Below are 11,897 nucleotides of genomic sequence, written 5' to 3'. Positions count from 1 at the left end.
TGTCGGTCTGCCGGAGTTTTTGAGACTGCGATCCATTTGTTTTCAATGACTTACCTGTGTCGCATTTCTGAGACTGATTCAGGGTATGTGATACTGGACGCCGATTTGAGTCACCATTGGTGAGACTATCCGGCATCCATGCACTGAGTAAGTTATGTCCGATAATTTTCCAGCTGACAAGGATTGGGAAGAGGCCGAGCGCCGCGCGCAAGTGATCGCGGAGCTGCCGGTCCAGCTCACTCAGGGCAATGTCGACTGGGCCATGCGCCAGTTGAATGTCAGCCGATCCACGCTCTTTCGTCTGGTGAAGCAGTTCCGCGAAGACGGGCGGACCAGTGCACTGCTACGGGATACCCGGGGGCCCAAACCGGGCATGCAGCCCCTGAACCCGGCGGTGGACGAGATTGTCTCCCGCCATTTCAGGGAGTTTTATGCCACCCGCCGCAAGCCCACCAGGACACGGTTCTGGCGGGAGATCGCTGCCGATTGTCAGGCGCAAGGGTTGGCACCACCCTCGATCCGGCGTTTGGGCCGCTGGCTGGAGGGGCACGATCAGGCAAACCTGATGGCCCGACGTGAAGGCAAGGACAAGGCTGAGCGACGCCATCTGGCCACGCCGGGAGGCCTTACTGCAGACAGCCCTCTCGATATCGTCCAGATCGACCACACCAAGGCCGATGTGACAGTGGTCGACCCGGTGACGCGTTGCCCGCTCGGTCGTCCGACGCTGACTGTGGCAATCGATGTGAACACCCGCATGGTTTTGGGGTTTCATCTGTCGCTGGAGCCGCCATCGCTTCTGGCTGTTGCTCTGTGTCTGACCCATGCGGTGATGGACAAATCGCATTGGCTCACTGCGCGAGGTATCAGCACGGATTGGGCTGCGCAGGGTATCCCGATCGCGATTTACGTGGACAATGGCGCGGAGTTCCACGCGCGCGCCTTTGAGCGGGCCTGTTCCGAATATCAGATCGACCTGCGGCACCGACCACCGGGAACGCCGCGCTATGGCGGCCATATCGAGCGCCTGATCGGCACGATGATGGGCGCGATTCACCTGCTGCCGGGCTCGCATTTCTCGAATATTTTCGAGCGCGGTGATCTCGACGCGGAAGCCGAGGCGGTGATGACGCTCAGAGAGCTGGAAACTTGGCTCGCTCTCGAGATCACCGGCTCCTACCATGCGCGGGTCCACAGCGCGCTGGAAACGACACCTGCAGCGGCTTGGGCGGCGCGGACGAACGAGGTCCGGATCCAAATCCCGGCCGATCTCAGGCAGTTCCTGGTCGATTTCCTGCCCTCCGAGCAGCGAGTTTTGCAGCGCGACGGCCTGCATCTCTTCCACATCCGCTACTGGGCGGACGAGTTGCGCTGGCTGATGGGCCGGGAAAGCCGCAAGTTCACGCTCAAATACGACCCGCGTGATCTTTCGCGCATCTTCGTGCTGACAGAGAACGGGATCATCGAAGCCCGGCCGGCGGATCTGACCCGACCTGCGGTCACGCTCTGGGAGCACCGCGCAGCGCGACGCGCTTTGCGCGAGGCCGGGCGCCGGTCGGTAGATGAGGAACTGATTTTCAGGACGATCGAGGCGCAGCGCGACCTCGTCGACAGTGCCGAGCGGCAAACTAAGGCGATACGGCGCCACCAGGCGCGGCGGGCGCATCTGGCCCCTCTGCCGATGATCGATGTGACACCGGATGCCGCCGCGCGAGATGCCCTGCCTGCGCCGGAAGGGGAGGGGAGCCCGTTCCTTAGCCATCCCGGCTTCAAGGTCGAGGAGTGGTACGACGATGACTGAGTTCCCGCATCTCTATCCAGGAGCCGGCAAGATCGCGGCGCTCAGCGCCGAGGAGCGCATTCACCGGATTCGCGCCGACCGCTGGGTCTCCTATCCCAGGGCCGAGGCTGCCTTGGAGAAGCTGGAAACGCTGATGTCGTTTCCCGAGCGCGCCCGCATGCCGAACCTGCTCATTGTCGGTGACAGCGGCATGGGCAAGACGATGATCATCGAGAAGTTCACCCGCGATCACGCATCGAGCTTCGACGAGACCAGCGGACGGCTACATATGCCGGTTGTCGCCGTGCAGATGGTGTCTGGGCCTGATGAATCGCGCTTCTACCGCCGGATCCTGGCGGCGATCGGTGCCCCGGAGCCGCCTCGGGCGACACTGTCTGTGCTGGAAAGCCTGGCCTTGCGTCTGCTCGCCGAATTGCGTCCGGGGATGCTGGTCATCGACGAGATTCACAGCCTGCAGGCGGGGACGATCCGCGAACAGGCACGATTCCTGAACATGCTGCGCTTTCTGGGCAACGAGCTGCGCATCCCGCTGGTCTGTGTTGGTACAGCGCAGGCTCGCAACGCGCTGCGCACCGATGATCAGCTGGTGCGCCGTTTCGAGGCCTTCGCGTTGCCGCCTTGGCGCGAGGGCGAGGATCTGAACGGGCTGATGAGCACGCTCACGCGCACGCTGCCGCTTCGGCGCCAAAGCCAGATCGACGAGAAGGCACTCACGCGGATGATCAAGGTGACTGGCGGCATCACCTCGGGCATCTTTTCGATCTTGTCGCAGCTGGCGATCGCCGCCATCGAAAGTGGCGAGGAACGCATCCTCTCGCGCGATATTCTGGGCGGCGACCGGTTGCAGGCGGTCCTGGGAGAGCCGGTGTGACGATGTGCGGGCGCCTGCCGGTCGTATACGCCCCAGAGGCTGACGAGCGGCTGTCCTCCTGGATCGCGCGTATGGCCCCGTTCTACGCCATGACGGTTTCGGAATTCGTCGCCACGCTTGGCCTGAAGGGGCACGACGTGTTCGACCTGGAATGGCGTCTCTCGGAAGGGCAGGGGGCTCTGATCGCGGCTCGGATCGGCCTTTCGCCCGAAGCAGTGCAGGCCATGACATTCCGGGAGTTCGGGCCACAGGCGCGTTTGATGATCGCGCGGAAGAGCCGGTATTACTGCCCGTACTGTCCCGAAGAGCCGCAACGCAAATCCACAGCCCTGCCGTGGCGATTTCGCTGCCCGGTGCATGGTGTGGAGTTTCGGGGCGCCACCGGCGAGACCCTGTCCGATCGGTTCGGTACGGATTGCTTCAAGAAACTTGAAGGGCATGCCGAGGTCGGTGCCGCGCATCTCGATGCCTGGGCGCGCAGCGCGGGGCAGGGCGACCTGGAAGCGCCCGAAGTGCTTCAGCTTCTGACGGTGCGACATCGCCGGGCCTCGCCGCCGAACGTTTGCGAGCAGCCACGAATGTCTTTGAAAGACCGCCGGGACTATCATGATTTTTTGACCACGCCGATCATCCGACAGGCGCTCACGGTCGTAGTTCCCGAATACGATCAGGTGGCGCCAGTGCTTGCCAAGCCAGTGCGTCCCGGTCTCCACGCCCTGGCGCAGGGCTCGCTCTTGCAGTGTTTCGCGCTGGCGGTCGGCGCCGGGCGGATCATTGAGGATCCGGTCAAATGGGCGATCTCAGTCATGCTCATGAGCGATGCGGAGGCGCAGGGACGGGTCCGGCAGGCGATTGACGCATGGCCTCTTTCGTTGAGGCGAAGCATCTCGGCCCGGTTCTGGCGCGCTGAGCGCGACGAGAGAGCACGGCAGTCTGCAGAAAAAGCCGCGAGACAACGCCAGTCTCACAAACTCCGACTCATCCAGTCTCATAAATACCGGTACGGAATCTCATGAACCCCGGTTCGTTTTTCAGGGAAGTGCTTGAATCTCATCAACACCGGCCATCCGACAAATCCAGTGATGACATTGAACTGATTTTCAGCATATCTTTTAATGTCCGATAATGCAAACTTATTGGACGTAATTGAGAACGACAAGCTGAGGCGGTTTATTCGGTATTTTCTGGCTAAAAGCGCCGCACGAGTGTAGGGTCTGAGCATGACATTTGCCCGGCCAGATCACATCAGCGACCGCGACATGTTACCGCGGATGCCCGCTTGGGTCACCTCCGCGCACGCTGAAACCCTTGAAGATGTTTCGTTTTTGTCGGGCGCGGCGCTGAACCACCTGCATCTTGTGTTGCGACGTGAAGAGGTGCCCCAAGCCTTGTTGCGGGACCGGCTCGCGTTGCGTGCGGCCGAGGCTTGCGTCGCGTTCTCTGGACGGTCGGAGCGGGCAGGGGAGTTGCGCGATGCGGCGCACCTGTTGCGGCCCGGCGATCTTCCCGGACCGGGCGGTGAAACCTACCTTGCCTGGCGGCGTGCGGTGGAGCGGCCGGTGTCGATCAAGGCTTTGGGACGAGCCTTGCCGGCCTTCGAGACGGGCCAGAATGCCGCGTGGCTCGATGCGGGGAAAGGGGCGCCCGTGGCCCGGGCCGCGATGGCGCTGGAGGCGGTGCTTACCGGAGCGCCGCGTGCCGACGTGCCTGCGCTGATTCTTGCTGATGCAGCTCTGGCACGGGCGCTTGGCTGGGATCATCTCGTGCCGTTGTTGGCCGCGGGCCTGAAACGCGCCGACCTGCGCAAGCAAGGCGACGACTTGCGCTTGACCTGTCACAGGGCGCTGATTTCATCGACGATTGAGGCCGTGCGGCAGGCTTCCGACCTCGCGCGTCGGACGACGCATTTGAAGGCGGTTGCCCCCAAACTTCGCGCCAAGAGGGCGGGCGAAGCGGTCGAGATGTTCCTGACCCGCGATGCGGTCGCGCCCTCAGTCTTGCCTTTGCCCGACCGTGCCGCGCGGCGACTGTGCGACCGGCTGGTCGACCTCGGCGCGGTGCGCGAGCTGACCGGGCGCGACACTTTTCGGCTCTACGGGGTGTGAGCATGGCCAAGGATCGCGCCGACCCCGAACTGGACCGCGAGTTGTCCGACCTGCCGCCCGAGCTGCGCTGGCGCGAATGGATGCGCCGGATCGAGGCGGTGCTCTTCGCCTCTGCCGCGCCGGTGCCGCGCGACGACCTCGCGCGCGTGGTGGGGCAGGGGGTGTCGATTGACCTGCTGGTCGAGGATCTTGCCGCCGATCTGGAGGGGCGGGCTTTCGAGATCGCCCAGGTCGCCGGCGGCTGGATGTTCCGGACGCGGGCGGCCTATGCCCCCGCGATCCGAGCTGCGGCAGACGTCGGCGACCAACTGCTGGACTTGAGCGAGTTCGACGTCGCCGTCCTGGCAGCCATTGCCTACCACCAACCGGTCACCCGCGACGGGCTGAAGGATATCTTCGGCAAGGAGATCAGCCGTGACCTGATCGGTCGGCTGCATGCGCGCGACCTGATCGGGACAGGGCCAAGGTCGCCGCGTCGGGGGGCGCCCTATACCTTCGTCACCACGGAGCAGTTCCTTGTTGCCTTCGGTTTGGAAAGCCTGCGCGATCTTCCCGATCGGGAACAGTTGGAGGATGCGGGAGTTGTCGACCAAGCACCAGAGGTCGATTTCGGGTGACGCATTGCCGATGCTGAAAGTGAAGTCCGCCGTTCTGCTTATCGTTTCATTTGCCGTGCAACGATTCTTCTGCGTTCTGCAAAAAGCCGCATGATTGCAATGTGAAAATCGTTTCATTATTTCTGAACGAAGCCTCGTGCAATTCTAGCGACAAGGCATTCCCTCCTCGTCGTTGTGGGCGGATAGCGGTCATTCGCTACAAATGCAAAAATGCTGATACTTTTAACGGAAGCAGACCTTCAACTTTTCTGGATGGTTATTTCGATGAGTTGCGGTACAACCTTAACGAGCCGAATGTTGAGCCGCTATTGCAGTTAATTTTTCTGATGAGGAACTTAGGGTGCGCACAAATTATGCATTGCTCGTTCGTGCGCTACCGCCAGATAGTCTTGAAGAATTTGTTAGCGATTGGCTGGAACAGCGGGTCAAAGACTATCACAGCCATGAGCTTTGGCGCGGTACAGGTGACATGGGCCGCGACGTCACTGGCTATATTACTGATCAACGCATGGAGGGTCCTTGGGATAACTTTCAATGCAAACAGCTCAGCAGTTCGCTGAAAGAAGCCTCTGCATTCGTCGAGCTTGGCAAGATTTTTATGCATGCCTCAAACGGTGAGTTTTCATTGCCAAGGTCCTACTATTTCGTCGCGCCCTATGGCGTTGCAAGAGCAGTCCAATCATACATCGCGCACCCTGAGCGCTTTCGTAAAGCTTTCCTTGAACACTGGGACACAAAAATATCCAAGAAGCTGGTCAGCCGGCAGACTATTGTTTTAACGCCCTTGATCGAGAATACCATCAAAGCCTTTGATTTCACGCAAATCCACTGGCTTGATTCTACAAAGCTTGTAGATGACACCGCTTGCAAAGTGGCTCTCGTAAAGTGGTTTGGTAACGACCCTGGAAAGTCCCCTCGTGGCGTTGTACCTAGCCAGATACAAGGCGTTGAGTCTGAATATATCAGCCAGCTGCTTGATCTCTATGAGCAACGAGGACCCGGCAAATTTCCTGATGCGGCAGCTGCACTTGCCAGTGCGGAATTTGGAACCCACTTACGCGATCAAAGAACACGGTTTTTTGACGCCGCCGCGTTTGACCGTTTCTATCGTGACTCGACCCCAACAGAATATCTTGCCGATTTTAAAGATGAAATCTACCACGGCGTAGTCGAAACACATCGCGAGAAGCATGCGGATGGTCTAGACCGAGCAAGCAAAGTCATGAAGCAAGCCGCAGTCCTTCAGCCTTCTGGTGTGTTGGGCAAGCACGCGGGCCCGCAGGTGAAGCAAGGAACCTGTCATCAGTTTGCTAACGAAGGAATAAAGGGGCGGTTGCCATGGAAACGGTAGAAGACCCAATTGACACCCCTCACCCATTTAATAGCACTTTGGAAACAGGCATTCGGAGTTTGATAGTTCTCGAAGCTTTATATCCACGGCAGTGTGATCTCATCGAATTGACATGGCTTGATCACATCGTCGTTCATACTGGAGATTTTGGCGTCGACGACGTGCCGAAAAGTCTACACCCCGATCTGCCTAACCGAACAGGTGAACTGCTTGTGCGTCGTCAACTCGTTGAGCGCAGTTTGCGCCTTATGCAACAGGTACACCTTGTAACCGTGGTTGATACAGAAACGGGTGTTCAGTTCAGCGCAAGTGAAGAGGCACCAAGTTACCTTGATCTACTGCAATCTCCATATTCAGTCCAACTCAAGCGCCGCGCAGAATGGATGGCCAAAACGTTCGGCGGCCTAACTTCGGCACAAATCCGGGAACTCGTGGAAAATAAAATTGGGCGGTGGACAGCAGAATTTCGACAGGAAGAAACAGTATCAGGGCCCGCTAACCTATGACTGGCATTCACCTACGTCACCTGATTTTTACTGGCCCTGCAATTGAGCCGTCAGGACTAGAATTTCAAGACGGTCTAAACATCGTTTTTGGTGCTTCAAACACTGGCAAATCTTTCGCCTCACTCGCTCTCCTCTTCATGATCGGGGCCATCAAGGCCCTGCCCGAAACTGATGAAGTCGTGGGCTATGATGCGGTCTGGCTCGGCATTGAGCTGTCGGATGGCAGTAAAGTCACGTTGTATCGACCGACACGGGGTGGGCACTTCAAATTGTATGAAGGGTTGGTTAACGCTGAAAGCCAAATCAAGGGTAAAACCCTACGTGGGCAGCACGAATCTCGCAGAACCGATACCGTTTCTCATTTTCTGCTCGAAGCTATTGGCTTGGCTGGAAAGCAGGTTGTGAGAGATGGCAACGGTAAAAAGGACATCTTGTCCATTCGACTTCTGTCCCCATATGCCGTCGTTTCAGAAGAGGACATCATCGCAAAAAGAAGCCCTGTTCTGTCCTCAGGATCTCCCACTGAGCGGACATTTGAGCAGAACCTGTTCAAGCTTATTTTGACCGGCATAGATGACGCGTCTGTCGTGACCGTGCCCAAGCCCACAGAACGAAAAGTTGCGAAAGCCGCAAAGCTTGAATTGATCGATGAGTGGATTGAGCAGCTCACTAACGAATTAGGTCCCGAAGCTCCAACAGAATCTGAAATTGAAGAGAAGTTAGATCGCCTAGACAAGAGCGCGGCGGGTTTGCTGGACCAGCTGCAGGGAGCGCAAAACGAACTTGACGACCTCGTTGGGAAGCGACGGGCTGCTTTGGACAAACGGTTGGAGCTCAATGTGAGAGCGGATGAACTTGGGATAACTCTTGACCGCTTCTCCAAATTGCAATCAGTCTATGCATCGGATTTGCAACGCCTTCAGTCTATTGAGGAAGGCGGTTTTGTCCTCGTCGCTATGGCAGGCATGGCTTGTCCCGTCTGCGGGGCCCCTGCTGAGGCGCAACAGCACAATCGTGCCACTGCCGAAATCGAAATGGCGCATAAGGCCGCTGCCGCCGAAGCCAACAAAATTGAGCGCGAACAGCGTGAACTGTCGCAGACAATGACATCTCTTGCAGCGGAAGCGCAAGGTCTTCAGCGGCAAGTGACCCGGCTCAAGAAAGACATTGAAGACTTCGACGGTAATATCGAAAATGCCCGCCCTAAGGAGGTTTCGGCGCGGAAAAGCTATGAGGCCTATTCCGAAGCGCAGGACGAAGCTCAGAAGATCTTGGCGCTCTATGAACGCCTTACAAAGCTCAATGCGCGCCGCGAGAAGATCGCCTCACAACCCACCAAACGCGAAGGAGATGGCCTTACAGTAGGGCCGGATTCAACAACTGCATTTAAGTTTGGGGACACGGTAAAGAATGTGCTGAAAGCTTGGAAGTTTCCTGATGCTGAGAAAGTACAATTTGACCCGGTTGCCAACGATATCACCATCGGCGGCAAAGCACGCGCTGCGAACGGCAAGGGTGTTCGCGCGATCCTACATGCTGCATTCAATGTGTCGGTTATTGTCTATTGCATCGAAAATGATCTACCCCATCCAGGCTTTCTTGTCTTGGACACGCCACTGCTGACCTATCGCGAACCGATGAAATTCCCCAAATATGGCGAACTATCCGAAGACGAGATTGCGCTCAAATCGACAAGTCTTGCAGAGCACTTCTATCGCCACCTCGCAAGCCTAAGTGATCAAGTGCAGTTCGTGGTAATCGAGAATTCAGATCCGCCGGAGCAAGTGCAATCACTTGCAAGGATAGAAACCTTCACTGGATTAGATGGGAACGGCAGGTTTGGCCTTTTGGAGCGTTCTGTCTAGGTCTTAAATGTCAAAAATCTCATGCATTTTTGATCCTCCGCAGCACATGCAACCTATGCCCGAAATTGGAAGAGAGGCAATGTAGATGCTAGAACTGATCAGACTGCTTGAGACCTCGGGTCAAACTGTTCGGTCTGATTTTTGGCGTTGGTTTGAGAAAATTCCAGTTGCCGCAAACTGGACAGTTGCCTCGGACTACAGCGTTGGAAATAAGAATAAGAAAAGTGATGCGTTTTCTTTTGTTATTATGCCAAAGCATGACACCGACGAAAATATTGCATCATGGATTTCTGCGTTCGCGCCGAAGGACCTTAAGAAAACTCGTACTCCTTCGAACGAATTCCTAGATTATTTTTGCTCACCGGTGACCTTCAGTTATAATTTTCTCGTTGAGAAAGACAGCAACTACCTGAAGGCCGCAATCACAATAGACGCAATGAGTTCCATCGCAAAAGATCTGCGAGACGTAGTTGTGGATTGGAGATCCGCAGAACCCAGAAACGTACAATACTACTCCGATCTGGACCGAAAACTTCAACTATTGGAAGGTGAACTTTCCAGTAAAAATCCATCAACGGCGCTTCTACGGAGAATCTTTCTGGTTGCTTCATTTGGGGCGCTTGTTTTCCACCTAATTCATGAAGGAAAATCGCCGCTAAGTATTCGCTGGATAAGTGATCGCGACGCCATGTTTGATCGGCACGATGGACTTGCATTCGATCTTGCTTGGTTGCTGTTTCAAATTATGAGGCGGCGCTCGGGGGGTGTCATTGATGTTCTTAGGCCGCAACTCATATTTGCTTCGCCGCTTATGGACGGCATAACAAAGCACGACGAGTTTGTTAGGCTGCCTGACTATTTGGCCGGTACGCTTGCTGACCTTCGGTTGCCCAATGTGATGTTCAGCCATCCCAAATTCCCGAATATTTTCAACAAGCTCTTTGTAGATGCATTGAACAATGCGATAGTTGAGATTGTGGCACCAACCGGTCGCATCACATCGCGACGCCTAGCGTTTGGAAATCCGCCTAAGGGCGCTAATACCATGAGGTATCACGAGTAGAGCCTATTCAACTGCAGATCAGTCATGTCAGAGAGCGTCTTTCCTTCATGAGCAATGTTGTGAGGTAGCTTCGAACACTTTAGGAGGTTTGTTGAACTGATAACGTGAACTGGGTGGATGATGGCGAAAGATGAGTATTCTAGCTTTGTAGAGCTTTATCTTGTCGAGAAAAATGGGTCCGACTATCTGAAGCAAGCCGTGAAGAGGGCTTCGGATTGTTTGATCATGGCTCCTCATGGAGGCAAAATTGAGCCGGGGACGTCTGAGTTGGCTAAAGCCGTGGCGAGCGAAGACCATTCGCTGTACCTATTTGAGGGCATTCGGAAAAGACCTCACAGTGATTTGCATGTGACGTCTCATAAGTACGACGACGAGGAAGCAATTGATATTGTCAGCGAGCATGCTGTCGTAGTTGCTTTCCATGGTCGCAGAGACCGCGATGATCCCGCGACTGTTCATGTTGGAGGGCTGGATGCGGCTACCAGAGACGCCATAATTAATGAACTTGCGTTGGAGGGTTTCAATGCTGCTGTTGGGTGCGGTGAGCTTGCTGGAGAGCATAAGAACAACATCTGTAATCGAGGTAGCCGATCATCGGGTGTACAACTTGAAATTCCGAAGTCTCTCCGAAACGATCTGCTTTCCGAACCCGACCTTTTCAACAAATTCTCTCGCGCCGTGCGGAAAGCCATTGTCTAGAGCTGAGGAACGGACTGCTTTGCACAAGCGGTATGAGATCATCTGCAAGTTGTTTTTTGCATTTGCAGCGAATGGCTGGAATGACGGGCGGCGGCGCAGCACGTGTATTGGGCTGTGATTGATCGGAATGGGCCGCGTTTGCGCGCGAAGAGTGGAAACTTACCACTTCCGCCAACTTAGCCCCAACGTTGCGGCAACGGCTTCAGGGCAACCAGCCTGAACACGGCTGCGATATGCGCGGACAGATAGCCCGTTTTCCAGCGCAATTACTTCCCACTCATCATCGGGATTATGCGCCATTTCCCGCACCCCTTCAGTTGCGGCTCTTTCTTCCGACCAGCCTCGTTTGAGCCGTTGTTTGAAGGTTTGGAATGCTATCCCATTTTCTTCAGCAACAGGCCATGCTGGAAGGCCGTTCTCTAATGTAGCCAAGCCATCACGATGCCGACTTTCAAAGGCAGCACGATCATATGGGTATTGAGTATGCTCGCAGGGAACCGTCCACACCTTTGCTCCATTCTCTGCGTCCTCTAATCTCACCGCAGAGGCATCATTCAAAGGAAATGGCTTCAAGCCATAGCGGCTACAAAGCCACCAGGCATCTTCGCGACTTGCGGCCTTGCCGATTGTCTGACCGCCCAATGGAGCGACATAGTTGATCATCAATTCTTTCCGTTTCAAAAATGACAGGAGTGGCTCGTTTGTAGTTTTTGTTCGACTACATGTAAGCACTCTGGACCGCCGGAAAACAGATGTGAGTAGTCATTTTTTTCATAATCGCAAATGGCTGCAGCATCCTCAGCCCATCAGTTCGAACATGAAAAGGTTTTGGGTTTGCGGTGAACGTCCGGAAAGTGGGCTGCAATCGCAGAAACCCAACGACGATATCAACGTCGGCTTTGGGCGGGAAGCCGACTTTCGCTGCGAGCGCAACATGCAATTAGACTATGTAGAATGCGGACTTTGGGAAGGGCGGGCAATCTACGTTCAGGGACCAATTTTTTGGTGACAAATTTCAG

11 protein-coding genes are annotated in these 11,897 nt (G+C 55.9%); 10 read left to right on the top strand and 1 reads right to left on the bottom strand.

The window, feature by feature from the left end:
• Nucleotides 1-154 precede the first annotated feature (154 nt).
• The 10 genes from BSF79_RS17510 (at nucleotide 155) to BSF79_RS17465 (ending at nucleotide 10,878) form a co-directional block, all read left to right on the top strand.
• Nucleotides 155-1,801, top strand: a complete 1,647-nt coding sequence (locus BSF79_RS17510; protein ID WP_090271124.1) for a Mu transposase C-terminal domain-containing protein — start codon at nucleotides 155-157, stop codon at nucleotides 1,799-1,801.
• Nucleotides 1,794-2,672: a TniB family NTP-binding protein gene (locus BSF79_RS17505; RefSeq protein WP_067296747.1), complete on the top strand. Its 879-nt coding sequence runs from the start codon at nucleotides 1,794-1,796 to the stop codon at nucleotides 2,670-2,672. Before BSF79_RS17510 ends, BSF79_RS17505 begins: the two co-directional genes overlap by 8 nt.
• 2 nt (nucleotides 2,673-2,674) lie before the next feature.
• Nucleotides 2,675-3,688 (top strand): TniQ family protein, encoded by a 1,014-nt coding sequence (locus BSF79_RS17500; RefSeq protein ID WP_090271123.1) that lies wholly within the window; start codon nucleotides 2,675-2,677, stop codon nucleotides 3,686-3,688.
• Nucleotides 3,689-3,892: 204 nt separating this feature from the next.
• Complete coding sequence (locus BSF79_RS17495) at nucleotides 3,893-4,777, top strand: DUF1403 family protein (protein WP_090271122.1); 885 nt, start codon at nucleotides 3,893-3,895, stop codon at nucleotides 4,775-4,777.
• A 2-nt stretch (nucleotides 4,778-4,779) separates the two neighbouring features.
• Nucleotides 4,780-5,394, top strand: a complete 615-nt coding sequence (scpB, locus tag BSF79_RS17490; RefSeq protein WP_090271121.1) for an SMC-Scp complex subunit ScpB — start codon at nucleotides 4,780-4,782, stop codon at nucleotides 5,392-5,394.
• Between the two features lie 340 nt (nucleotides 5,395-5,734).
• The gene (locus BSF79_RS17485) at nucleotides 5,735-6,745 is read left to right on the top strand and encodes an ABC-three component system protein (protein WP_217650097.1); all 1,011 of its coding nucleotides are present in this window, start codon (nucleotides 5,735-5,737) and stop codon (nucleotides 6,743-6,745) included.
• The gene (locus BSF79_RS17480) at nucleotides 6,733-7,251 is read left to right on the top strand and encodes an ABC-three component system middle component 2 (RefSeq protein WP_090271119.1); all 519 of its coding nucleotides are present in this window, start codon (nucleotides 6,733-6,735) and stop codon (nucleotides 7,249-7,251) included. Before BSF79_RS17485 ends, BSF79_RS17480 begins: the two co-directional genes overlap by 13 nt.
• Entirely contained in the window at nucleotides 7,248-9,116 is a 1,869-nt protein-coding gene (locus BSF79_RS17475; RefSeq protein WP_090271118.1) for a hypothetical protein, read from the top strand. The genes BSF79_RS17480 and BSF79_RS17475 overlap by 4 nt, the downstream gene beginning before the upstream one ends.
• Before the next feature lie 85 nt (nucleotides 9,117-9,201).
• Nucleotides 9,202-10,179, top strand: a complete 978-nt coding sequence (locus BSF79_RS17470; protein WP_090271117.1) for a hypothetical protein — start codon at nucleotides 9,202-9,204, stop codon at nucleotides 10,177-10,179.
• Between the two features lie 117 nt (nucleotides 10,180-10,296).
• A complete protein-coding gene (locus BSF79_RS17465; RefSeq protein ID WP_090271116.1) occupies nucleotides 10,297-10,878 on the top strand; it encodes a poly-gamma-glutamate hydrolase family protein in 582 nt (193 codons plus the stop codon).
• Between the two features lie 159 nt (nucleotides 10,879-11,037).
• Here the strand turns inward: BSF79_RS17465 and BSF79_RS19595 are convergent, their stop codons facing one another.
• Nucleotides 11,038-11,541 (bottom strand): hypothetical protein, encoded by a 504-nt coding sequence (locus BSF79_RS19595; protein WP_139246485.1) that lies wholly within the window; start codon nucleotides 11,539-11,541, stop codon nucleotides 11,038-11,040.
• Between the last annotated feature and the right edge of the window lie 356 nt (nucleotides 11,542-11,897).

The organism is Thalassovita taeanensis (assembly GCF_900110775.1).
GTDB classification, from domain to species: domain Bacteria; phylum Pseudomonadota; class Alphaproteobacteria; order Rhodobacterales; family Rhodobacteraceae; genus Litorimicrobium; species Litorimicrobium taeanense.
Note: the sequence above shows the minus strand (reverse complement) of the source record. Positions and strands in the feature narration are given on the sequence as shown.